Origin of the sequence: Wolbachia endosymbiont (group B) of Chesias legatella (genome assembly GCF_964026945.1) — a bacterium.
Classification (GTDB): Bacteria; Pseudomonadota; Alphaproteobacteria; order Rickettsiales; family Anaplasmataceae; genus Wolbachia.
In genome coordinates this window covers 1,261,368-1,283,978 of record NZ_OZ034711.1, presented here as the reverse complement: position 1 = coordinate 1,283,978, position 22,611 = coordinate 1,261,368, and the positions used below count along the sequence as shown (strand labels likewise).

24 protein-coding genes and 1 rRNA gene are annotated in these 22,611 nt (G+C 33.0%); 19 read left to right on the top strand and 6 right to left on the bottom strand.

Features of this window, described 5'->3' with window-relative positions; genetic code table 11:
• Positions 1 to 287 precede the first annotated feature (287 nt).
• From AAGD65_RS05975 to purE, 5 genes are all read right to left on the bottom strand, one after another.
• On the bottom strand, positions 288 to 1,751 hold the full coding sequence (locus AAGD65_RS05975; RefSeq protein ID WP_264682588.1) for a DegQ family serine endoprotease: 1,464 nt from the start codon (positions 1,749 to 1,751) through the stop codon (positions 288 to 290).
• Between the two features lie 3 nt (positions 1,752 to 1,754).
• Complete coding sequence (gene hflC, locus AAGD65_RS05970) at positions 1,755 to 2,627, bottom strand: protease modulator HflC (RefSeq protein ID WP_264374549.1); 873 nt, start codon at positions 2,625 to 2,627, stop codon at positions 1,755 to 1,757.
• Between the two features lie 2 nt (positions 2,628 to 2,629).
• Positions 2,630 to 3,655: an FtsH protease activity modulator HflK gene (hflK, locus tag AAGD65_RS05965; protein WP_264682589.1), complete on the bottom strand. Its 1,026-nt coding sequence runs from the start codon at positions 3,653 to 3,655 to the stop codon at positions 2,630 to 2,632.
• Between the two features lie 407 nt (positions 3,656 to 4,062).
• Positions 4,063 to 5,892 (bottom strand): DNA mismatch repair endonuclease MutL, encoded by a 1,830-nt coding sequence (gene mutL, locus AAGD65_RS05960; protein WP_264682590.1) that lies wholly within the window; start codon positions 5,890 to 5,892, stop codon positions 4,063 to 4,065.
• Positions 5,892 to 6,392 (bottom strand): 5-(carboxyamino)imidazole ribonucleotide mutase, encoded by a 501-nt coding sequence (gene purE / locus AAGD65_RS05955; protein ID WP_264682591.1) that lies wholly within the window; start codon positions 6,390 to 6,392, stop codon positions 5,892 to 5,894. Before purE ends, mutL begins: the two co-directional genes overlap by 1 nt.
• Before the next feature lie 862 nt (positions 6,393 to 7,254).
• Between purE and AAGD65_RS05950 the strand changes: the two genes are divergently transcribed.
• From AAGD65_RS05950 to AAGD65_RS05900, 11 genes are all read left to right on the top strand, one after another.
• Positions 7,255 to 7,551 carry a helix-turn-helix domain-containing protein gene (locus AAGD65_RS05950; protein WP_064085421.1) on the top strand — a complete coding sequence of 99 codons (297 nt, stop codon included), beginning with the start codon at positions 7,255 to 7,257 and terminating at the stop codon, positions 7,549 to 7,551.
• A gap of 60 nt (positions 7,552 to 7,611) precedes the next feature.
• On the top strand, positions 7,612 to 8,004 hold the full coding sequence (gene rpoZ / locus AAGD65_RS05945) for a DNA-directed RNA polymerase subunit omega (RefSeq protein WP_264682592.1): 393 nt from the start codon (positions 7,612 to 7,614) through the stop codon (positions 8,002 to 8,004).
• A gap of 29 nt (positions 8,005 to 8,033) precedes the next feature.
• Complete coding sequence (locus AAGD65_RS05940) at positions 8,034 to 8,279, top strand: monovalent cation/H+ antiporter complex subunit F (RefSeq protein WP_319803468.1); 246 nt, start codon at positions 8,034 to 8,036, stop codon at positions 8,277 to 8,279.
• Between the two features lie 6 nt (positions 8,280 to 8,285).
• On the top strand, positions 8,286 to 8,558 hold the full coding sequence (mnhG, locus tag AAGD65_RS05935; RefSeq protein WP_264682593.1) for a monovalent cation/H(+) antiporter subunit G: 273 nt from the start codon (positions 8,286 to 8,288) through the stop codon (positions 8,556 to 8,558).
• A gap of 11 nt (positions 8,559 to 8,569) precedes the next feature.
• Positions 8,570 to 9,094, top strand: coding sequence for a DUF4040 domain-containing protein (locus tag AAGD65_RS05930; protein ID WP_213863894.1), 525 nt, complete (start codon positions 8,570 to 8,572; stop codon positions 9,092 to 9,094).
• Positions 9,087 to 9,506: a Na(+)/H(+) antiporter subunit B gene (locus AAGD65_RS05925; RefSeq protein ID WP_264682594.1), complete on the top strand. Its 420-nt coding sequence runs from the start codon at positions 9,087 to 9,089 to the stop codon at positions 9,504 to 9,506. The genes AAGD65_RS05930 and AAGD65_RS05925 overlap by 8 nt, the downstream gene beginning before the upstream one ends.
• A complete protein-coding gene (locus tag AAGD65_RS05920) occupies positions 9,503 to 9,805 on the top strand; it encodes a cation:proton antiporter subunit C (protein WP_010404276.1) in 303 nt (100 codons plus the stop codon). The genes AAGD65_RS05925 and AAGD65_RS05920 overlap by 4 nt, the downstream gene beginning before the upstream one ends.
• Positions 9,806 to 9,944: 139 nt before the next feature.
• Positions 9,945 to 11,843 carry an RNA polymerase sigma factor RpoD gene (gene rpoD, locus AAGD65_RS05915; protein WP_264682595.1) on the top strand — a complete coding sequence of 633 codons (1,899 nt, stop codon included), beginning with the start codon at positions 9,945 to 9,947 and terminating at the stop codon, positions 11,841 to 11,843.
• Between the two features lie 616 nt (positions 11,844 to 12,459).
• On the top strand, positions 12,460 to 12,606 hold the full coding sequence (locus AAGD65_RS05910) for a GDSL family lipase (protein WP_341810917.1): 147 nt from the start codon (positions 12,460 to 12,462) through the stop codon (positions 12,604 to 12,606).
• A gap of 13 nt (positions 12,607 to 12,619) precedes the next feature.
• Positions 12,620 to 12,763 carry a hypothetical protein gene (locus tag AAGD65_RS05905; RefSeq protein WP_029237693.1) on the top strand — a complete coding sequence of 48 codons (144 nt, stop codon included), beginning with the start codon at positions 12,620 to 12,622 and terminating at the stop codon, positions 12,761 to 12,763.
• A 24-nt stretch (positions 12,764 to 12,787) separates the two neighbouring features.
• Positions 12,788 to 12,940, top strand: a complete 153-nt coding sequence (locus tag AAGD65_RS05900) for a hypothetical protein (RefSeq protein WP_029237694.1) — start codon at positions 12,788 to 12,790, stop codon at positions 12,938 to 12,940.
• Between the two features lie 532 nt (positions 12,941 to 13,472).
• Here the strand turns inward: AAGD65_RS05900 and AAGD65_RS05895 are convergent.
• On the bottom strand, positions 13,473 to 14,090 hold the full coding sequence (locus AAGD65_RS05895) for a hypothetical protein (protein ID WP_029237695.1): 618 nt from the start codon (positions 14,088 to 14,090) through the stop codon (positions 13,473 to 13,475).
• Between the two features lie 153 nt (positions 14,091 to 14,243).
• On the opposite strand from AAGD65_RS05895, the gene AAGD65_RS05890 reads away from it, so the two are divergent.
• The 8 genes from AAGD65_RS05890 to AAGD65_RS05855 all read left to right on the top strand — a co-directional run bounded on the left by AAGD65_RS05890 (position 14,244) and on the right by AAGD65_RS05855 (position 22,605).
• A 16S ribosomal RNA gene (locus AAGD65_RS05890) occupies positions 14,244 to 15,747 on the top strand.
• A gap of 102 nt (positions 15,748 to 15,849) precedes the next feature.
• The gene (gene sdhC, locus AAGD65_RS05885) at positions 15,850 to 16,227 is read left to right on the top strand and encodes a succinate dehydrogenase, cytochrome b556 subunit (RefSeq protein ID WP_264682597.1); all 378 of its coding nucleotides are present in this window, start codon (positions 15,850 to 15,852) and stop codon (positions 16,225 to 16,227) included.
• The gene (sdhD, locus tag AAGD65_RS05880) at positions 16,224 to 16,589 is read left to right on the top strand and encodes a succinate dehydrogenase, hydrophobic membrane anchor protein (protein ID WP_052264670.1); all 366 of its coding nucleotides are present in this window, start codon (positions 16,224 to 16,226) and stop codon (positions 16,587 to 16,589) included. The genes sdhC and sdhD overlap by 4 nt, the downstream gene beginning before the upstream one ends.
• A gap of 76 nt (positions 16,590 to 16,665) precedes the next feature.
• On the top strand, positions 16,666 to 17,907 hold the full coding sequence (locus AAGD65_RS05875; RefSeq protein ID WP_264682598.1) for a hypothetical protein: 1,242 nt from the start codon (positions 16,666 to 16,668) through the stop codon (positions 17,905 to 17,907).
• Between the two features lie 109 nt (positions 17,908 to 18,016).
• On the top strand, positions 18,017 to 19,318 hold the full coding sequence (locus AAGD65_RS05870; RefSeq protein ID WP_264682599.1) for a sugar phosphate nucleotidyltransferase: 1,302 nt from the start codon (positions 18,017 to 18,019) through the stop codon (positions 19,316 to 19,318).
• A 116-nt stretch (positions 19,319 to 19,434) separates the two neighbouring features.
• Positions 19,435 to 20,664 carry a lipoprotein-releasing ABC transporter permease subunit gene (locus AAGD65_RS05865; protein WP_264682600.1) on the top strand — a complete coding sequence of 410 codons (1,230 nt, stop codon included), beginning with the start codon at positions 19,435 to 19,437 and terminating at the stop codon, positions 20,662 to 20,664.
• Positions 20,657 to 21,388 carry a hypothetical protein gene (locus AAGD65_RS05860; protein ID WP_264682601.1) on the top strand — a complete coding sequence of 244 codons (732 nt, stop codon included), beginning with the start codon at positions 20,657 to 20,659 and terminating at the stop codon, positions 21,386 to 21,388. The genes AAGD65_RS05865 and AAGD65_RS05860 overlap by 8 nt, the downstream gene beginning before the upstream one ends.
• Positions 21,385 to 22,605 carry a tetratricopeptide repeat protein gene (locus AAGD65_RS05855; protein WP_264682602.1) on the top strand — a complete coding sequence of 407 codons (1,221 nt, stop codon included), beginning with the start codon at positions 21,385 to 21,387 and terminating at the stop codon, positions 22,603 to 22,605. Before AAGD65_RS05860 ends, AAGD65_RS05855 begins: the two co-directional genes overlap by 4 nt.
• Positions 22,606 to 22,611 lie beyond the last annotated feature (6 nt).

Sequence of the window (22,611 nt, the reverse complement as noted above, 5' to 3'; positions counted from 1 at the left end):
TTTATACTAATTTAGTTATAAATTAATTTGTGAAAGAAAGTTATCCTTTTTAAACTGATTATAAAAAGGCTTTATATCATCCAGTTTCTTACCACTACAGCTCTTTCATCTTATAGATGATGATGTTCCAGTGCTTGATACTGAAATCTAGTTCTTCCATAATCTCGTTGGAAACGTTTTCAGTATAGGGATAAATTTTATTAATCTACAGAAAAGCCCTCACCCTTAGGGTAAAGAAGCTAGTTAAATTTGTCAAGCAATTTTTTCATGACCAGCTAGATAAATAGCTACTTCTTCAATTTGATTGAGGTGAAAAATTGATTGCCGTTGCGGTAAATAAGCAGCATTACTGAATCTTTGCCGTCTTTTTTTACTGCTGAATCAATTTGTTTTTGAAAATCATTAGTATTTTCAATATCGATTCCATCTAGTTGGATAATTATATCACCTTTCTTAATAACACGTAGTGTAGAATTACTACTACTATCTACACTAGTAACTACTACACCCTTTGTGGGTGCATTTTTTTTTAGTTCTTTTGGCAAATTTGAAACGGTTAAACCACTTATATAACTAGATGTTGATTTATTTTCTTCTTGATTATTACCTGAATCATCGTTTGCAGATTCCTCGATTGCAACCTTGATATTGACTTCTTTACCTTTTCTAAGTAACTTAACCTGTACTTTCTTTCCGGGCTCAGTTCGTGAAACCATATGAGGTAATTGCGTCATTCTATCAATTTTTTTGCCGTCAAACTCTAATAGTATATCACCTACTTTGATTCCTCCTTTCTCTGCAGGACTGCCCTTTACTACGCTTGCAACTAATGCACCTTTGATATCTTTTAAACTCAAGGATTCAGCAAATTCTTTTGTTATAGGCTGAACTTGCACGCCAAGCCAACCATGTTTTATTTTTTTACCACTTTTTAATGTGTCAATAATTGAAATAGCTAGATTAGATGGTATAGCAAAGCCTATACCCACGTTACCGCCAGACTCAGATGGGGAATAAATAGCAGTATTAATACCTATAACTTTTCCATTTAGATGAAATAGTGGTCCCCCTGAGTTACCTCTATTAATTGCAGCATCAGTTTGAATAAATTCATTCATAGTACCAATACTAATGTCTCTAGATCTTGCAGACACAATTCCTGTACTTACAGAGCCACCCAAACCAAAAGGGTTGCCTATTGCAATAACTGTATCACCAACTCTTGCTTTATCAGAATTACCAAATTCAACAAAAGGAAGATCTTTATCAGAATTAATCTTAAGCACAGCAAGATCAGTTTTTGCATCATAGCCTAAAACTTCTGCTTTGAAATAAGTATTATCGTTCATAGTAACTGTAATATCTTGGGCATTTTTAATAACGTGATAGTTGGTTACTATGGTTCCACTTTTATCTATAATAAATCCAGACCCAAGTAACGTCACTTCTCTATTAATGCTAGGAGCTCTATCGAAAAATTGATCAAAATGCTCGAAAAATTCTCTAAAGTCATCAAAGAAATTATTTCTTGGCGTAAAGGGAATTTTAGTTCTACTGTTATTTTCTTGCTTAACTATTTGCTCACTTGAAATATTTACAACTGCGGGAATAAGTTCTTCCACTATATCAGCAAGCCCTTTATTACAACTACATACAGGATCTGCAACTGTTTTTGCAAACAGATTAGCATATGAAGAAAATGAAATTAAAAAATATGCAAATATAGATAAAATAAATGCTTTACTTTTCATAAACTATTTCCATCCCTTGTTCAAAATATCTAAGAAATTATTATTTGGTGAAAGCACAAATTTAGTATTATCCTTAGCAAATGATTTACTATAAGCTTTCATAGAGCGATAAAAGTTAAAAAACTCTTCATCAACCTTGAATGCCTCATTATAGATTCTAGTTGCTTCAGCATAACCACGGCCTCTTATTTCATGTGATTCTTTTACTGCACTAGAGACAATTCCCCTTTTTAATTTATCAGCTTTTGATCTAATTTCTTGTCCAGCTTGTTCTCCTTCTGCTCTAATTTCTTTTGCTTCCTTTTCTCTTTCAGTTTGCATGCGGCGGAATATTGCAGAACTATTTTCTTCTGGTAGATCTGCTCTCTTAATTCTTACATCTATTATCTCTATGCCAAATTTTCCAGCTTCAGAATAAACTCCACGTTGAATTAATTGCATAACTTCTGATCTCTTTTCATTCAACAAACTAATTAATGAAAATCTTCCTATATTCTCCCTTATGTGAGCTTCTATGACAGGATATAATCTTCTAACTAGCCCTGATTCATTTTTCACAGTTTGATAAAAAGTGATAGGATCTATTATTTTATATTTTGCATAAGCATCTACTATAATACGCTTTTGATCTGCAGTTATCACTTCCCTTGGAGTTTTATCAGGACTTAAATCTAAAATTCTCTTATCAAGAAATTCTACGTTATTTATAAATGGCAATTTAAAATATAAACCACTGTCCCTAACATCTTTTACGACTTTACCGAGTTGTATAACTATTGCTTGTTTTGTTTCTTGAACAACGAAGATTGAATTAGATAAGGCAATCAATAATACAACAAATATAAAAGCAAAAACAATTTTTATATTACTACTCATGGCTATTTTCCTAAATTTGTAAGAGGTAAATAAGAGAACATACCTTTCAGATCGTCTGTTATAACAAACTTATCTACCTTGCTGAAAATATTTTCCATAGTTTCAAGATAAATACGATTCTTAACAAGAGAAGGATTTTGTCTATATTCTTCGTAAAGAGATAAAAAGCGATTTGCATTACCTTTTGCTTCATTTATTATTTCATTCTCGTATGCTTCTGCATCTAATTTTATCTTTATTGCTTCACCTTTTGCACGAGGTATAATATCATTACTGTAAGCGTATGCTTCGTTTATGGTACGCTCCTTATCTGCGCGAGCACTTTGTACATCCCTAAATGAGCTAATCACCTTTTCTGGTGGATCAATTTTTTTCATTTGAACGGATAAAATCTCTATACCCATTTGATATCCATCAAGAATCTGTTGCAATAAAATTATAGTATCTCTGGAAATTTCAGCTCTGCCTTGACCTTCGAGTGCAAAAGAGATCGTATTCTTACCTATTATTTCTCTCATAGCACTTTCAGCAGCATTTTTAACGCTAAAACCAGGTTTATAATCCCGCACTTTGAATAAATAATCTTTGGCATCTCTAACTCGCCACTGGACCTCAAAGTTAACGTTGACTATATTCTCATCTCCGGTAAGCATCACTCCTTCACCACGATCTGTATCTCGCCCATAAGAGCTGCTTATCCCAATTTCTTCACGATTTACTTCTTTAACATTCACTTTAAAAACCTTACCAATAGGGTAGGGAAAGTGATAACGCAAACCAGATGTTTCTGTATTGGAATATTTGCCAAAAGTAAGTTCTATACCTTCCTCACTCGGATGGACAATATAGAAACCAGTACAAAAATAAAACAACAAAACAATGAAAATGATGAAATAAGGTTTTTTCCCTCTATTTCTGGTTAAGCCATTAAAAAAGCATCTTATATCAGACACAGCTTTACTTAAAATATCTTCATTACTTGGACCTGACGGTTTCTTTCCAAGATTCCAAGGATTACGCTCATCCATAAAAATTATTAATTGTATAACTAATACGCTGATATTACTTAATCTTATCGAAAAATGCAAAACTATTTTGTTTGCAAATTGAAACGAAGAATATTATCATACACTTTCTTTTCTCTATATAGTACGGTTGATTCTATAGAATTTTCTGGCTTTTTTTAAACTCTTTATTGTCGTTTTTGATAAGTATTTTTAGTTGTATATTAATTATTAACATAAAAGACAATGCCTGGGATTTAGGAAACTTAATTTTAATCAAGTAGCTGCGTAATAAATCATTGTCAAGTGATGGAATGACATTATCTACTATGCAAATTACCTGCAAATTGCAATGTTCAAACAATTGTGTATCTGAGTTTTGAGATGACGAAACTAGGGTTGTATAATCTATACATATTTGTGATAACTTCTCACCTTCGCTCAAATAACTTTTCAATATCGCTTAATTTCATTTCTATATAGGTTGGCCTTCCGTGATTACATTGTCCAGAGTATGGTGTTTTTTCTATTTGCCTCAACAACTCATTCATCTCCTCTAATTTCATCTTTCTACCTGCTCTAATTGATCCATGACAAGCAATTGTAGCTAGTATTTTATTTATTTTATCCTCTATAGGTAGAGTATCTTCTATTTCTATTAATCTATCCACTATATCAATTAGCATTTTCTTCACATCTATTGACCCTAAGATTGCAGGTATTTCTTTTACTATGATCGCATTTTCTGATTTAATTTCGATATCAAAGCCCATTTCGAAAAGCTTATCCTTATAAACTTCTATCATTTCCATACCGGCTTGACTTTTGATTTCAACCATTTCAGGCAAAAGAAGTTTTTGTCTTTTTATACTTGATTTCTCCTTTAAGCACTCGTATACTAGTCTTTCATGGGCTGCATGCTGATCTACTATAATTAGTTTGTCTCTTACCTCGGCAATAATATAAGTATTGTAGATTTGACAGTGTGCAAACCCAAGTGGATAGTCCCTTATTAGATCGGTTTGTTTCCTTTCCAAAATTGTAGTTTCTGCTCGTGGAGGAGATTTTTGCATACCAGTATAATCAAACGATTTTGAATGTTCTGATAAGCTTTTTGTCTCTATATTTGGAGAAGTAAATTTTCTCATTAACTGGTTTTCAAAAGGATCCGACCTTCTTCCATAAAATTCATTTTTAAGACTAGACCTACTAAAAGGATCTGATGATAGATGATTCGTTGTTGTTCCATTCTGGGCCAATACAGTTTCTGCAAGATCTATTCTCTTTGATAGCACTTTTATTAGCCCTCTTCTCACTATTTCATATATTAGCCTCTTGTTCTGAAACCTTACCTCTGATTTATTTGGATGCACATTTACATCAACTTGATCATACGGTATCTCTAAGTGCAGCGCTGCAAAAGGATATCTATTGCTTGGAATAAGGTCGTGATACGCATAACGAATTGCACCAATAAGTAGATTATCTTTAATTGGTCTACCATTAACAAATGTATAGATCTGAGTTGAATTGCTACGATTGACAGTGGGTTTACAGATGTATCCTGTAAGTCTAATGCCATCTTCTTCTTCACTAATTTGCAAAGAGTTTTCATGAAATTCTTCTTCTACTTCGCATAGCCTGCTAAATAATGAGTTCTGCTTAGCATACTTAAGAAGCTTCTTATTATCGGAGATAAGAGTAAACTCAATTCCATAATTGATCATTGCTAAGTTGTTTACAATATCAACAATGCTTTGTGTTTCTGCCCTTTCGGTTTTGAGAAATTTTAGTCTATTTGGTGTGGCAAAAAATAAATCTCGTACTTCAATATATGTTCCTATCGATAAAGGATAAGGAACAAGCTCTCCTATTTGTTCTCCCCCCTCATACCTTATAGACCATGCTTGATCTGCTTTGCTTGCCTTAGATGATAATTTTATTCTGCTTACTGCTGCAATTGAAGGCAAAGCTTCTCCTCTAAAGCCAAGATGCTTGATCTCTATCAATTCACTGTCACTCAATTTTGAAGTAGCATGGCGCATAAACGCAAGTTCTAAATCATCCTTTTTTACTCCGCTACCATCATCGATTACAGTAATGAGGTTACGCCCACCACTTTCTATCTTAATTTCTATCTCTGAGCTTCTGGCATCTATTGCATTTTCCACTAATTCCTTTACCACACTTGCAGGCCTTTCTATTACCTCTCCTGCTGCTATACGATTTATGGTTTTTGTATCTAAAAGAACTATTGCCATTATAATGTTGGTTTTTCTTTTACTGCTTTAGTTTGCCTCTCTCTCCATTTTTTTAATCTATCTGCAATTTCACTATTAGAAATCGACAATATAGATGCAGCAGTAATAGCGGCATTGCATGCTCCACTCTCTCCTATAGACATTGTTGCAACTGGAACACCTTTTGGCATCTGCACTATAGATAATAGACTATCTAGCCCATTTAATTGCTTGCTATGCACAGGAATACCGATAACAGGTAAATAAGTAAGCGATGCAGTCATACCAGGTAAATGAGCCGCTCCTCCTGCACCAGCTATAATAACCTTAAAGCCTTTTTCTTGAGCAGACTTAGTAAAATTAAAGAGTCTCTCTGGTGTTCTGTGTGCGGATATTATAAATACATCATGTGAAATTCCCAATTCTTTTAATAGGTTAATAGCATGCACCATAGTGCCATAATCCGACTCGCTTCCCATAATTACAGCAACATCCTTTTTCATTTTTTCTGTATTAGACATGATTTTATTTACTAACCAAATAGTATTTCAGAAGCAACAGATATTTAAATTAAATTACGAATATGATATAGCATTCTTATTAAATAGAAACTTTAAAAATTGAAATGAATCCCTATATTAAAATATAGAGGTATAAATTTCGGATATAAGGGTCTATTCATAATCTTTTTAGAAGCAAAGCGGTGGAAGCAAGAAGACGATTTGTAAGCTAGTATTGAATTTTGCTTATCACAATTGTCTACACTTTTCTATAAGAGTATTAGAGACTTACCTTTTGACAATACGGCAAAGATTTCTACAGTTACATCCTTTTATTTGTTTCTTTGCAATTACTTTTTTATATATATTTCAAAACACTTTCTTTACTTCCGCTATGTTTTTTACTTAATTTATTAAAATAATCTTGCCATTTTGAAAACATTGTTGATTCACTGAAGCCACTTTTTAGGACCTGTAACACTATGTAAAATATATCCTAAATCTTCTTGATTTTGTTTCTTTCTACAGAACTCTACTCAGTTTTTCTCCTACTCATCTTGCTCTGTTTTCATAATTTACATACTCTATCTCCTGCTTTATTCCTTTCTTGAGATCATGTACAGTCTCTAAAACGAGTTTGTAAAATGATTATTTCTGTATTTTAAACTTTGCAATTTCAACTTATTCTCTTTAATAGTAAGTTTTTTACAAAATAATAGTTTGAAATTACTAGTATTTTGATAAAAATTATAGTCAATTTAAAATTTTGAGTATCAGTATATCATTATAGTTATTGACAAATTATATAATATTAATATATTGGTATATTAAATATTATGATATAATATTTAATAAAGCTAGTTGGTATGTGAGAGTAAAAATTATGGAAACAATATCATTAAACAATCTGGATAGTGAAGCAATAAAAAAAAAATTGCTGAGCATAATAAGTAAAATTATAGGAAAAAATACTTGGACTCAAGCTTGTGCGGCTGAGAAACTTGGTATTGATCAACCAAAGGTGTCACAAATTAAAAGTGGTAAGACAAGTGGTTTTTCTTTAGAGAGACTGTTAGGTTTTTTGAAAAAGCTTGATCATGAAATAACAATTACAATAACAGAAAATCAATCAGTAAAAGCTAAAGAAGAAAAAGTAGAATGTAGAATTGGATCTCAATAGATCCGAAGTTGACATCTTATTTTTTGTGATATAGTATAAAGTTTATCAAGGTAGTATTTTATGATTGAGTCTATTGTAGAAAAGTGTGTAGAACAGGTACACAACCGTTTTAAATTGGTTCTGCTAGCAAGTCAAAGAACGCATGATTTGAGTACAGGGGCAAGCGATCCCGTTGAAATGGTTAAGTTTAAAGATCATAAGGATACGATAGTTTCTTTATATGAAATAGCAGAAAAGAAGGTGAATACTCATGAGTTGTTTAACCTTTTGGTGAAAAGGTGCAAGGAGCACATGAAAGGAAACACAGATAATACTTATATTAATAGTCCAAGTAAGCTAGCAAATTTGTTAAATTTTTCTGATCATCAACTTAACACAAGTCTGGATGTAAGTCAAGAAAGCCACGATGATGAAATAGATGATCAAGATAGTGGTGAAGAAGTACCGATTTAGAAATCTGCAGAGGTTATAATAGCTTATAAATGATTAGTATTGCTATCTATGTGCTTTTGTTTTGTATGAGTGTAATGTTATGTTGTATAGTATTTAGGTCAAGTGATGTGTACAATAAGATTTTAGCATTCAATAGTTTATCAACACAAGTAGTTTTACTCATAACAGCAATATCGATTACTCTGAATGATTTTTTTTTAATTGATATAGCATTACTATATGCTAGCATCAGCTTTATATCAACTATAGCGCTAATGAGATTAATGTTGTTTTGATAATTTATGATAGCATCCATTCTCATATTTTTAGGTGTTTGTTTAATAGTCATTTCAAGCGTAGGAGTAGTAGTATTTCCTGATTTCTATACTAGACTACATGCTGCAGGTATTGCAGATTCTAGTGGCGCAATGTTGTTGTTGATTGGTTTTGCTTGGCAAAATGAATTTTCAATCAATACTATTAAAGTTATATTATTGATTTTTATAATATGGATAGCCAATTCAACTAACAGTTATATTTTAGCGCGTACTTATTATAAAAGTAAAGACTATTAAAGAAGGTTAAGATGCTAGAAATACTGAATCTAATATTACTTTTGCTGTTACTCACGGTTACAGTTTTTATAGTTCTTTCGAAACATTTGGTTGTAAGTGCTGTTCTAATGTGTGTATTTAGTGCACTTATTGCACTTATGTACTTGATTATGAATGCGCCAGATGTTGCAATTACTGAAGCTTCTGTTGGTGCAGGATTGAGCACAGTCTTTACGTTTGCAGCACTCTCTTTGGTAAAGAATTACAAAGCAAATTTATCTCATAGCCCCACAACACTTTTTTTTATGTTATTTTTGACTGCATGTTTATCATACTTTATGATTCAATTACCAGATTTTGGCAGTCATAATGCTCCAGTTCACTTGCACGTTGCTCCTTATTATGTAGAAAATACTGAAAAAGCTATTGGTATTCCTAATATAGTGACAGCTGTTTTAGCAAGCTTTCGTGGCTATGACACATTTGGAGAAACTATAGTAGTTTTTACTGCTGCACTTTGTATAATGTTAATATTAGAAGAGAAAGAAAGTGATTAAAGATCCGGTATTAAGTGCAGTAACATTTTTGATGATACCTTTTATCATTTTGTTTGGTTTATACATACAGTTTCATGGTGACTATACTCCAGGTGGAGGTTTTCAGGCGGGAATAATTATTGCTTCTGGGATAATATTATATTCTATGTTATTTGATGTACCTACAACTTTAAAAGCAATACCTTACTCTATTATCAAATTTACTAACGTACTAGGTATTTTAACCTATGGAGGAGCTGGTATTATAACAGTTTTATTTGGCCAAAATTTTTTATCCTATAGTATATTGTCAGCTGATGGTAGAACAGGTCAAAAATTGGGTATTTTCTTAGTGGAGCTGGGTGTATTGCTTACCGTCTCTTCTTCCATGTTAATCATATATATAAATTTTGCTCGCAAGAAAAAACAATGACTCTATATAATTATGTAGGCATTACTATATTGATGGTGCTAGGTTTCTATATCATTGTAAATGATAAAAACTTAATCAAAAAAATGATGGGATTAAGTGTCTTACAAGCATCTGTTTTGTTGTTTTACATATCTTTAGGGTATGTAAAAAGTTCTTTACCTCCTATATTGACTTCAAATTTTCACTTATATACCAATCCTATACCTCACGTCTTAATGCTTACTGCTATAGTGGTTGGAATTGCAACATTTTCAGTTGGATTGTCCATAGTAGTAAGAATGGAGAGATTAGTTGATTAAGAAGAGTGTGAATAAATTGACAGTATCTTAAACTATATGAAGTAGCAAGTAACTATAAATTAAGAATAAAACTATAAGCTTGCTAATTGTAAGTTTATTTGATAAATAAGAAATAAAATTATAAACTGTAAAGGTAATGATGTCAACTATTAATGGTACGGAAGATAGGAAAAAGATCATCAAAGATCTTGTAACCAAAAGTATAAGAAAGGGCGGTTTTATCACTTTTGATGATATAAATGATAAGTTGTCAGATGAAAGTTTTCCACCTGATTTTATAGATGATACTATAGCTTTATTGCAAGACTCTGGAATTAACATACTCGAAAGTAGTGAAGATGAGGAAGAAGCTCCTTCTAATGATGATGGTAATAAGCTTGATGATGATGAGACATCGTTGAATACTACTACAACTTTAGTGCAAAATGATGATCCAGTAAGGATTTATTTACAAGATATGAGCTCTGTAAAGCTTTTGTCACGAGCAGATGAAATTAAGATAGCAAAAAAAATTGAATCTGAAAAGCATAACATGTTACGTGCAATAATTGAAACATCAGTGGCATTCAACATGATCAAAACATGGCGTGATGATTTAAGTGGGGGAACTTTTTTGCTGAGAGAAATGATAAATCTAGATGCAATTTATAACTCTGATTTCAATATGGTAGCCAAAGAAGAAAGTGAAGCTGAAGATGTTAAAGATTATGTTGATGATGAGGAAAAAGGCAACGATGAAAAGGGAAATGAGAGTGAAGATATAAGTTCAGCGAATTTAAACATTTCTGTTCTTGAAATGGAAAGTGATTTATTGCCAAAGGTTATCACAGCATTGGATGAGATCATTACTTTAACAAATGAAGCATTGGTATTGAAAAAAAATTCTAAAGATTTCTCTAATGAGCTAGAAAATTTATATAATCAAATATGGTCTGTAGCATTACAAATTCAGTTTAGTGATGCTGCTATTGCCAGAATTACACAAAAACTTTACGAAATAAATAGACTAATCACGTTTGAAGAAGCTAATCTTATTACTGAGGCTAGAAAGTACGATATTGATAGAGAAAGTTTCTATAATATTTATTGTGCTGTGCTTTTAGAGCACGAATTGAGCGAAATCAGTCTTTTAAAGAAGAATGAAAATCAGTCCCTTTTTACAGGTGAATTAAAAAATAAATTCTTAAGGTTTATAAACGATAACTATGAATATATAGCTAGTGCCTTAAGAAATATTAAGAGTTATGTACAAGGAGATAAAGTACAAGAGTTTAAGGAGCTAATCAAGAGAATACAAAAACACGAACGAGAAGTCTCTGAAGCAAAGCAAGAGATGATAAAGGCTAATTTAAGGCTAGTGGTTTCAATTGCTAAAAAGTATTCAAAAAGAGGACTTGATCTACTTGACTTGATACAAGAAGGCAATATTGGTCTTATGAAGGCTGTAGATAAGTTTGATTACAAACGTGGATATAAATTTTCGACTTATGGTACTTGGTGGGTAAAACAATCAATAACTAGGGCAATACCTGAACAGTCTAAAGTAGTTAGAATACCAGTTCATATGGTGGAAATTATCAGTAAAATCAATAAAGCATTAAGAAAGATGACTCATGGAATGGGTAGAGAGCCAACATTAGAGGAATTAAGTATAGAATTGGCAATGCCGATAGAAAGAATACGTAAAGTTATGAAAATAGCAAGAGATCCAGTAAGTCTTGAAGCTCCAACAGGAAAGGATGATAGTAGTACCTTCGGTGATTGTATAGAAGATAAGCGAGTTTCTAAACCAGAGGATGCTGCAATACTTGCCGACTTGCGTGGCATTACGACCAATGTTCTTGCAACTTTAACACCAAAAGAAGAAAGAATTCTAAGGATGCGCTTTGGCCTTGGTAAAGATGGAAAGGAGCATACCTTAGAAGAAGTAGGAAAAATTTTTAATGTTACACGTGAAAGAATTAGGCAAATAGAGGCAAAAGCACTACGTAAGTTGAAACATCCAAGCCGTGCTAAAAAACTTAGAGGTTTCTTTTAAGGCAGAAGGGCTGCTCAAAAAATAGGTAAAATTCAGCCAAAGTTCTATAATTTTACCCTATTTTTCTTTTTTTATAGGCTTCATAGAGCAGTATGATTAGATATTGAATGTTATGGCAAATGAAAGGAATAACTCTAATTCAAAGTGTAAAAATTTTTGTGTTCTGGGTGATAGTTTATCTGATAATGGTGTAATTATTGAAATTTTAATAACTTATCCTTTGTAAGAAACGTGAAACTTAATGCCCCTTTTTATTAAGGAGGATTTTTAGCAATGGCCTTACTGTTGTTGAATATGTAGCAAGGTATTTAGGTTTAGAAGAATTTAAGTCATCATGGAGATGCTCATTTTTTGATCGATACTATGAACAGTAAGGTCATAACTATGCGATTTTATATGCAACAGCATCTGAAATTCTTAACCCTATTTTTTCTTATTTCCTCAATAAATTTCGTTTAGTTAATCAGCTAAACGCAGTAATTAAACATCATCCAGACGTAGGTAAAGGAGATTTTATTTTTCATTATAATCGAGGAAATAATATTATGGGTACCACTGCTTATAACAATGTTAAAGCAGAAAAAGTATTGAAATAAAGGGGTTAGTGAAATATGTAATGCATTTGGTTCTAAATGAATATGGTGTAAAGCATGTGATTGTTGCAAATGTGACTGAGGTTGGTTTGATACTAGATTTAATAAAGACGAAAAGCAAGAGAGCTGGCTGCAAAGCTTACACAGAGTTTCAATACAAAATTAGCTAATGATTTAGATTATATGAAGAAAGGTGCAGATCTTGAAATAAAAGCATTCGATCTTAATTCTAAAATGAAAAGTATGCTTGGTAAATATAAGAGCAAAGGGTTAAATGATCGAGATGCATACCTATCAAACATCGTAGACCAGTTTGGGGGAGGGTGATTTGGAAAAAGTATAAAGATACTCTTGTTGATATTTAAAGGAAGGCTTGATACTTACTATAATTCTGGATGCAGCACAGAAATACTAAAGGATTATTTCTTTTTTGATTATTTTTATCCAACTGCAGAACCTTATTGTGAAGTTGGTAATGAAATGTATGAGTTGATAAAAAATTAGATTTCTTTTAAACATCTTTACGGTTTGTAGTAACTATCTGCGTAGCTGAATGGTAAAGGGAGGGGGGTAAACAAAGTAATCTAAAATATAGAGAAAATACAACGGTGCTTGATACATAGCTATTGCGATTTTATCCTCTTTTTGTCATTTTAGTGCTAGAATGACATTCTGCGAGTGAAGTTTATTCTTTGATATATTAACTATAAATATAGAGAAGTCTTACTAAATAAAAAAGGTAAAAGAACCTCTGAGTAGTAAAGTTTTGACTCTATATTACTGTAAGTGGTGCTGTAATGATGTTCTAACAAGCGTGACTTGGCTGAGTATAGAAAAAATTAAAAAACCGCTATAATTTTACGTAATCTACCAATAAACACCTAAGTTTTTACTGGATTTTGTGATTGATTCTGCAGGTCAAAAACAAATTTTGAGTCATAAATACTTTTAGTGCCATAATAAAATAGGGAGGTTTGTCAAGTAAAGTTCTTTATTTCATCAGATGCGCTGCCAAATTGTTATGCAAGCAAGTTTTTTAGTTTTCGTATATCCGAAGTAATTCTTGTGCATTGGCCTTGATTAGAGTCGGACATTCTCTATCATTTAATAATGAATGCAATATTTCAATTGCACCTTTAATGTCGTTACTGTGTATCTTTACTATAGCGATAGCTTCTTGGCTTGAATAAGGGTACACTGCATTTGATTCTAAATTACTAATTTTATCTCTATTTGTTTTTTCACCGCTGGAGTGAAGTAAGCTCATTACTTCTAAGTATTGTGCTAACTCACGCAAAACATCAGGAGCATCTTTATCGTCTGCCAAATCATTATAAATAATAGATGCTGTGTCTGTTGGCATTGAATCTGAGATATGATTGAATGCGCGTTCAAAATTTGCTAAATACTCCCAATTTGAATCTATTTCTTCTAGCAGTGACTTATTATCTTTTTTTAAGAATAATACTTCGTAAAACTTGTCACCTGCAGTTATAGATTGTTTTGTGTTATCAATGTTGCGCAATAAGTATAATGTGATGCCAACTAACATTGGCGCGAGTGCAAGCAGAAAGATGTATTTTTTCATGGTAATATTCCAAATAGTTATATATTTATACATTAATGCTTTTGATTTGCAAAAACATATTGACATAGTGATTATATCACATAATAATATTCTTAGAGTTGTTTGAATAGTTGGAGATTAAAATATTTCTAAAGTAGAAATAAAGACAGCAGTATTAAGCTAAATTATTTTTTGTCGGATTTATCCGATGTACCCTCAACCTTTTATAGGTTGAAGTCTAAATTTGAGAGTTTGATCCTGGCTCAGAATGAACGCTGGCGGCAGGCCTAACACATGCAAGTCGAACGGAGTTATACTGTAGCTTGCTATGGTATAACTTAGTGGCAGACGGGTGAGTAATGTATAGGAATCTACCTAGTAGTACGGAATAATTGTTGGAAACGGCAACTAATACCGTATACGCCCTACGGGGGAAAAATTTATTGCTATTAGATGAGCCTATATTAGATTAGCTAGTTGGTGGAGTAATAGCCTACCAAGGCAATGATCTATAGCTGATCTGAGAGGATGATCAGCCACACTGGAACTGAGATACGGTCCAGACTCCTACGGGAGGCAGCAGTGGGGAATATTGGACAATGGGCGAAAGCCTGATCCAGCCATGCCGCATGAGTGAAGAAGGCCTTTGGGTTGTAAAGCTCTTTTAGTGAGGAAGATAATGACGGTACTCACAGAAGAAGTCCTGGCTAACTCCGTGCCAGCAGCCGCGGTAATACGGAGAGGGCTAGCGTTATTCGGAATTATTGGGCGTAAAGGGCGCGTAGGCTGGTTAATAAGTTAAAAGTGAAATCCCGAGGCTTAACCTTGGAATTGCTTTTAAAACTATTAATCTAGAGATTGAAAGAGGATAGAGGAATTCCTGATGTAGAGGTAAAATTCGTAAATATTAGGAGGAACACCAGTGGCGAAGGCGTCTATCTGGTTCAAATCTGACGCTGAAGCGCGAAGGCGTGGGGAGCAAACAGGATTAGATACCCTGGTAGTCCACGCTGTAAACGATGAATGTTAAATATGGGAAGTTTACTTTCTGTATTACAGCTAACGCGTTAAACATTCCGCCTGGGGACTACGGTCGCAAGATTAAAACTCAAAGGAATTGACGGGGACCCGCACAAGCGGTGGAGCATGTGGTTTAATTCGATGCAACGCGAAAAACCTTACCACTTCTTGACATGGAAATCATACCTATTCGAAGGGATAGGGTCGGTTCGGCCGGATTTTACACAAGTGTTGCATGGCTGTCGTCAGCTCGTGTCGTGAGATGTTGGGTTAAGTCCCGCAACGAGCGCAACCCTCATCCTTAGTTGCTATCAGGTAATGCTGAGTACTTTAAGGAAACTGCCAGTGATAAGCTGGAGGAAGGTGGGGATGATGTCAAGTCATCATGGCCTTTATGGAGTGGGCTACACACGTGCTACAATGGTGTCTACAATGGGCTGCAAGGTGCGCAAGCCTAAGCTAATCCCTAAAAGACATCTCAGTTCGGATTGTACTCTGCAACTCGAGTACATGAAGTTGGAATCGCTAGTAATCGTGGATCAGCATGCCACGGTGAATACGTTCTCGGGTCTTGTACACACTGCCCGTCACGCCATGGGAATTGGTTTCACTCGAAGCTAATGGCCTAACCGCAAGGAAGGAGTTATTTAAAGTGGGATCAGTGACTGGGGTGAAGTCGTAACAAGGTAGCAGTAGGGGAATCTGCAGCTGGATTACCTCCTTAGGCTTCGTACGTAATTCACCATTTCAAATAATAGTGTCATTATGTACTATACTGCTGTCTTTACTTCTACTTTATTTTTTAATTTCTCGATAACGAAATTTTATGAGTAACAGGCCTCTTTCCCCACATTTACAAATATATAAAATACAAGTTACTAGTTTTTTTTCTATTATGCATAGATTGACTGGTATCTTGCTATTTCTTTTATTAATCATACTTTCTTGGTATTTTATATTATATGTTTACTCCCCTAAGTTAATTATAGTAAGGTGCTTAAATGCATTATTGTTCACTCCTGTTGCTAAATTAGCTTATATCTTATGCTTTGTAAGCTTTATGTATCATTTTCTTAATGGTATTCGTCATTTATTGTGGGATGCTGGGCTTAATTTAGAAATTGCTAGTGTTTTAAAAAGTGCTATATTACTAACAATAATGCTATTTCTTTCTACTATGGCTTTTTTATTTATATTTATATGAGTCAATCTGTAAATTCAGTACATCATTGGTGGATCCAGCGTGTTTCTGCGGTGATTTTGTTATTTTTATTTCCTTGGTTTATTTACTCATTTTCTTGCACATTTTATGTTGATAGCCCTTTATCTTTTAATGAAAAATTATTTCAGGCTATTAATCATCCACTAGAGCTTTTGTTTTTTGTTATACTGGTGTTTTGCATTTTTTGGCATGCAGTTCTTGGAATGCAGGTAGTGTGTGAAGATTATATAGACAGCGTACCTCTAAGGATTTTTACAATTACATGCATAAAATACTTATCAAGCATTACTTATATAGTCCTTGCTTTTACGACTTTTTTCTTTTATAGGCATATTTTCTTGTAAAGTTACCAGTTTTATGTTAATATATTATTAGTGTACTAGTTTTATTATTGAACTATAGCGATTTTGGTTTGACAACATGTTCGGAGTGTTAAAAAAAGCAGTAACAGATTTTACACTTAAAGCAAAAGGTTTATTTGCTTCATCTGAATCTCAAATTTATGTCAAGGATCTTAGAAAGGTAATGACCTATACAGATGGAAGAAAATGCAAATATCCAAAGAATTACGATCAGATTGTAGAATCTTGGAAAGTTATAGAAAGTAAGAATAGTGATGGTGAGACTATATATAAACTTTTGTATGACAAGAAAACTTTTGAATTAGCTCTTGTCGAGAAAACGGATGATAGGTCTTATTTTACCATTGACTTTTTAGTTAATCGGGAAAAAAACAAGGATGTTAAGCATTATGATTGCTACTATAAACCATTTGGGTTTTCAAAAATTGATCTTGAAAAACATATTCCAATTTTTGAAGCTCGGGAAAAAGATGATAAGTTTGAGCTAACTAATTCCTCTTTTCTTGCTAAAAAAGGCTGCTTCATCAATGATGACACGGGAGAAGTTGATGAGAAAGATAGAGATGAAAAAGGAAGAAATGGAAAATTACTATACGCTAGTGATTACAAGAAGCTAAGCACCCATTTTTCAGAAATTAGAGATCAGGATGGTAATCTAGAGCTAGATAAAAGTCTGATATCTGTTCCTATTGTTTTTGTTGCGGGTTTAGCTAAGATTTGTGCTAGAATGCTGACTTTTATTCCTATGAAATTAGGAGAGAATTTGATAGCTAGAAAAAATCGAGTTGCAAAATCTTTTGGTTATCTTTTTTTCACTCCTGCAGTGGTAGTAAAAAATTTAGTAAATATGGGAGCTACAATACTTAAGGTTCCAATTTTATTATTTGTAGAAAATGAGAAAAAGTATGGTAATGCTTATCTTACTATGTCGAAACACCAATTGAAAGAATGTTGGAAAGAGGCAAAAAGTGACTTTAATATTATTAAAGGTGAAGAAGGGCTAAAGCCGGAGCAGAAGGATCATAAGCCACTCAGTATAGTGGGCACATGGGATGAGCTTGACGCTAGAAGTCTAGGTATTGAAAAAAACTTAGAGAAGGGGTTGAGCAAAAATAGTGAAAGTATAGATAAATCTAGAGAACTAGGTGTTGGAGAAAGCTTAAAGGAAAAGTTGCAAAACAAAACTGATGAAAAAATAGCTGCAGCCGTTAATCAAAAAAGCAACACTCCTCATATTGATAGAGAGATAGAAAGAAGACAAGACTCATCACGAAATGTAGGGACTCCATCACGCTCGTAGTCAACCATCACTTTAAATTACTTTTTACTTTAATCATCTCACAATAAAAACTTGCATGCATTTTGCCGTTAGTATAAGATATTAATCAAATAGTTAATATCTTAATTAAATGCGCCCTGTAATACTGTGTGGTGGTAGTGGCAGCAGACTTTGGCCTCTATCTAAGCCAAAGCAATTTCAGAAAATATTTAGTCAGAATACTATGTTTCACAACACTTTGTTGAGGCTAAAAGGCGATTATATGCCACCCATCATTACCACAAATATACAATATGAGTCATTATTGATGCAGGAATTACATGCATTACAGGAATGTAAAGTAGTTTTTGAACCAGTTAAAATTGGGACAGCGGCAGCAATACTAATTGCTGTGCTTCTCTGCGATAGGAACGAGACAATCTTAGTTCTGCCTTCAGACCATTTTATAGGTGATTTGAATAGTTTTTATGTTTCTATTGAGAAAGCGTCTAAGCTAGCCTCTGAAACTGACTCTATAGTCACTTTTGGGGTAAAGCCTCATGAATTCAATTCTGAATACGGCTATATAAATGCAGTATATGGTCAGAAAGAAAAATGTCATATAGTAAAAGATTTTACAGAAAAACCCGAGCGTAAGGTAAGTAACGATCATTATTGGAACTCTGGAATATTTGTGTTTAGAGCAAAACGCTATATAGATGAGATAAAAAAAATTGCTCCGACTCTCTATAATTTATGTTGTGAAAGTATGAAGCATTTTGTACCACGAGAGAGATTTCTGTATTTAGAACAGCAAAATTGTGCAGGAATGGGTGATACATCTATTGATCACCTAGTGATAGAAAAAGCAGAAAATATTGTAATGATAGAAGCCAATTTCGATTGGATGGATGTTGGCACTTGGGGTTCAGTTTTAGAGTTAAGTAAGAGATTTAATAAGAATTTTGAGTCGTTTCAAGCTGTAACCAAAGGAAAAGAGCCAGTTTTAATGACAGAAAATGATGCAAAAAATTTACTAGGTAGAGTTTATAAACGGCCAAGTAAGAGCCTAATGTTGTTCATTAATAAAGTTAAGGAAGTAAAGCCAATAAGGAAAGAGATTAAGCCATGGGGATTTTATAGTGTAGTTTTAATGGGCAAGGATTTTCTTATAAAATATCTTTTTATAAATCCACTAAGCTGCACTTCTAAGCAATTTCACCACTATAGAGATGAGTACCATATAATACTATCAGGAGTTGGATATGTTAGTTTAGATGACAAAACATATGCTATAACGAAAAATCATGTAATAGAGATTCCAAGGAAGGTGTTTCATAAAATTGAGAATAAAAGTACAAGATTTCCTCTTGAGATAGTTGAGTTTCAGGTAGGAAAGTTTTTATCTGATAATGATATAGTAAGATTGGACGATATATATGGAAGGTCTTAATATAGAATATTGAATATATTCTATAAGCTTGCTAAATTTAGACAACTTAATTTGAGGTAAAGGAAAAATTACAGTTATATGAAGCATAAAAAGTATGATATTTAAATCTTAGTATAATGTCTATTGCCTTTGAATTTACTATGGCTATTCGTTATTTGCGAGCAAAGAATTCTAGATTTTGCTCTATAATGGCCTTGTTTTCTATTATTGGTATTGCTCTTGGAGTTGCAACGCTAATAGTAGTAATGTCTGTAATGAATGGGTTCAGAGCAAAGCTGCTCGACTCTGTACTTGGCATTAATGGCCATATTAATGTTTACTTTGATAGAAGCATAAATTCAGATTACCACGCAGTGTTAAAATCTATTGAGAAAATCCCAGGTGTATTAAAAGCTACTTCTATGACCAATGATCAAGTGATCGTTGCATCAAATGGTGGAATTGTGGGTAGCGTAGTCCGTGGTGTGTCAACTAAAGACTTACTTAATAATACTACCGTTAAGAATAATGTAATTATGGGTAACGTGGAAAAATTCGATGAAGGTATCATAATAGGGGCAAGATTAGCAGAAGCTTTGAATATTGATTATGGTGATAACATTATGCTTATATCACCTGAAGGATTTGACGCACTGTCTGGTGAAATACCAAAAATGAAAGAATATAAAGTTGTAGCAATATTTGATATGGGTATGTTTGAGTACGACAATACCTTGATGTATATGCCCATGAAATCAGCTCAGGCTTTTTTTAATTATAAAGATAGTGTGAGAAATATAGAAGTGTTCATAGACGATATTGCTGCGGCTAATAAGCTAGCAAATGCTATAGTAGAAGAAACAGGAATGAAAGCTGAAAGTTGGCAATCTCAGCAAAGCCATTATGTTAATGCTTTAAAAACTGAAAGAAATGTGATGTTTTTAATTCTTACTTTGATTATAGTTGTGGCAGCATTCAATATTGTTTCAAGTTTGATGATGATAGTGCAAGAAAAGAAATCCGTAATTGCAATTATGCGTACGTTTGGTGCAACAAGTGGAAGCATTATGCGCATATTTTGTGCTTGTGGGCTGTTAATTGGTTTTACAGGAACTTGTCTTGGCTCTGTTATAGGAGTTATTTTTTCTCTCAACATTGAAAATATTAGAGTGTTTTTAGAAAACATTACCAACATCAAGCTATTTGATCCTATGATATACTTTTTTTCAAGTTTGCCAGTGATATTAGTTTCTCAAGATGTAGTGAACATTTCTGCACTTGCATTGTTCTTGTCATTTTTAGCAACAATTCCTCCTGCATTGCAGGCAGCTGCACAAGACCCAGCGGAGATATTACGTTATGAATGATACTCGAAAAAAATGCATAGGTTGGTTCTTAATTATATTGTTATTTGTTAGCCATATTGCAATAAATAACATAATATTTTTCAAAATAAATCAGCAAGAAAGTGAAAATAGTATAAATGGTTTAACGGAAAAGATGGATGAACTTAGAGTATTGCTTGAAGTGAATCAATCTAGGGTAGAGAAAAGGATATTTGACTTAAAGAGAAATCTGCACACTCAATGTGAGCAAGGTGATGGTAGTTTAAGGCATAAGAACCTCGCAAAGTTGCTGCTACTTGTGATTAAGATGAAGAATTCGTTATTGCGAGAAGCCAAGTTTGATAATCATATAAATTCAATAAAGCCTTTGATATCAGAGCTTGACGATCCAGAGATAGAAAATGCAGTAAATAAATTGGAAAATTTGAAAGAGTTAGATACTTTACGCGGGTTGAAATTGTCTTTTGAGAAGAACATGACTGTTATTAACTACAATAAAAGTAACTTGTTTAAAAAAATCATTTCAAATTGGATAAAGATAGATGATCGTAGTGATCCACTCAGGTTAAAGCTTGCGGAAATTGAAGAATTAATAAGCGATAATGATTGGCAGAGCATAGCCACCGCAATAAGTGACTTAACATACCCAGAATTCAAGCCATGGCTTAATAAATTGAATGATTTTATTGTAGCTTTCAAGAATACTTCAATAATATATCATCACTTATTACAATACATCTCATGATTTATTTTATAATTTTTGCTTTTTCGTTTTTATTTGGTATATGGATCAAGGTAAGTGGTGAAGTAATAAAACTGGAATTAGGCAATTACACTATAAGTGTTGATCTATATTTCGTTATTCTTTCTTGCGTAGTCTTATTATTTTTATTGATTGCAGTTGCACGTTTTTGTTCTTCTATTTCATCAACATTTGCTAACATAAAAAATAGAAGAAGAAGTAGGGAAGAATTGCTTCTCTTTGAAGCTTTCTTTAGCTTAGACTTAGGTAATATAGAGAACACCAATAAGCTAATTAAAAATCTAAATGAAGAAAGTGATAAATTATCTTTAGTAAAGCTCTTTAATTCAGGTAAAACGGGAAATTACAGCTTTTTCAGCCATAATTTAACGAGTATTGCAAGTAAAAATCGCAACTTAGCTCTACTTCTGATCAATAAACTGATTATTCACCTAAAGCAAGAAAGGTTAGTCTTTCAAAAATTTATAGAATATTGCTCTAGTTCAATTAATGATAAAATTTTGTCTATTCCATTTCAAATAGAGCATTGTATATTGCAAGAAGATTGGATAAATGCAATTTCAAAGTTAAAGGAAGCTATCAAATTCAATATTTTTCTTCCCTTTGATCGTAAAAAGATGTTAGCGGTTTTTTATTGCGCTTTAGCAAAGCAATACGAAAGTAAAGGAAGTTTTTACAAAGCTATAGATTATTTAGCTAAAGCACAAAGTTATTATGCAACTTTTCAGCCCATCAATTATTTAAAGGCAGAATTATATATCAAGCTTGAAAAAATCAGAAAAGCTTCCACAGTATTAGAGGAAGAGTATAGAGTAAATCCTACTCCTCAATCAGCTAGAATGTATATCAAGTTAAATAATAAAGGCGCTGAAAGACTATATAACTTACGCCCTGATTATTATTTTAGTTATTGCTTGCTTGCTTTGTCTTCAATTAGCTTAGGGAAATATGATCTTGCAAGTCAGCATTTAGATATTGCTATGAAAAAAGCTAATTACATATCAATCTACCTTGTTATGGTACAGCTCAAGATTATGTTGCAAGAGTATGATCAAGCAATTTATTGGTTAAACAGGATGGACTCAGAAGCTGTGCCTGATCCAGGTTGGAAATGTGCTGATTGTAATAAAGAGCTAAAGCAATGGGATTATAAGTGCTCAAGTTGCAATAGTCTTAATTGTATTTACCTTATATTATAAGACTCC

Coding starts and splice junctions, on each gene's coding strand:
- AAGD65_RS05865 (WP_264682600.1), top strand. CDS start 19,435: ATGTCTATTGCCTTTGAATTTACTATGGCTATTCGTTATTTGCGAGCA.
- hflK (WP_264682589.1), bottom strand. CDS start 3,655: ATGGATGAGCGTAATCCTTGGAATCTTGGAAAGAAACCGTCAGGTCCA.
- AAGD65_RS05920 (WP_010404276.1), top strand. CDS start 9,503: ATGACTCTATATAATTATGTAGGCATTACTATATTGATGGTGCTAGGT.
- purE (WP_264682591.1), bottom strand. CDS start 6,392: ATGTCTAATACAGAAAAAATGAAAAAGGATGTTGCTGTAATTATGGGA.
- mnhG (WP_264682593.1), top strand. CDS start 8,286: ATGATAGCATCCATTCTCATATTTTTAGGTGTTTGTTTAATAGTCATT.
- AAGD65_RS05860 (WP_264682601.1), top strand. CDS start 20,657: ATGAATGATACTCGAAAAAAATGCATAGGTTGGTTCTTAATTATATTG.
- rpoD (WP_264682595.1), top strand. CDS start 9,945: ATGTCAACTATTAATGGTACGGAAGATAGGAAAAAGATCATCAAAGAT.
- sdhC (WP_264682597.1), top strand. CDS start 15,850: ATGAGTAACAGGCCTCTTTCCCCACATTTACAAATATATAAAATACAA.
- sdhD (WP_052264670.1), top strand. CDS start 16,224: ATGAGTCAATCTGTAAATTCAGTACATCATTGGTGGATCCAGCGTGTT.
- hflC (WP_264374549.1), bottom strand. CDS start 2,627: ATGAGTAGTAATATAAAAATTGTTTTTGCTTTTATATTTGTTGTATTA.
- AAGD65_RS05905 (WP_029237693.1), top strand. CDS start 12,620: ATGAAGAAAGGTGCAGATCTTGAAATAAAAGCATTCGATCTTAATTCT.
- rpoZ (WP_264682592.1), top strand. CDS start 7,612: ATGATTGAGTCTATTGTAGAAAAGTGTGTAGAACAGGTACACAACCGT.
- AAGD65_RS05870 (WP_264682599.1), top strand. CDS start 18,017: ATGCGCCCTGTAATACTGTGTGGTGGTAGTGGCAGCAGACTTTGGCCT.
- AAGD65_RS05950 (WP_064085421.1), top strand. CDS start 7,255: ATGGAAACAATATCATTAAACAATCTGGATAGTGAAGCAATAAAAAAA.
- AAGD65_RS05875 (WP_264682598.1), top strand. CDS start 16,666: ATGTTCGGAGTGTTAAAAAAAGCAGTAACAGATTTTACACTTAAAGCA.
- AAGD65_RS05930 (WP_213863894.1), top strand. CDS start 8,570: ATGCTAGAAATACTGAATCTAATATTACTTTTGCTGTTACTCACGGTT.
- AAGD65_RS05910 (WP_341810917.1), top strand. CDS start 12,460: ATGCATTTGGTTCTAAATGAATATGGTGTAAAGCATGTGATTGTTGCA.
- AAGD65_RS05895 (WP_029237695.1), bottom strand. CDS start 14,090: ATGTCAATATGTTTTTGCAAATCAAAAGCATTAATGTATAAATATATA.
- AAGD65_RS05855 (WP_264682602.1), top strand. CDS start 21,385: ATGATTTATTTTATAATTTTTGCTTTTTCGTTTTTATTTGGTATATGG.
- AAGD65_RS05940 (WP_319803468.1), top strand. CDS start 8,034: ATGATTAGTATTGCTATCTATGTGCTTTTGTTTTGTATGAGTGTAATG.
- AAGD65_RS05975 (WP_264682588.1), bottom strand. CDS start 1,751: ATGAAAAGTAAAGCATTTATTTTATCTATATTTGCATATTTTTTAATT.
- mutL (WP_264682590.1), bottom strand. CDS start 5,892: ATGGCAATAGTTCTTTTAGATACAAAAACCATAAATCGTATAGCAGCA.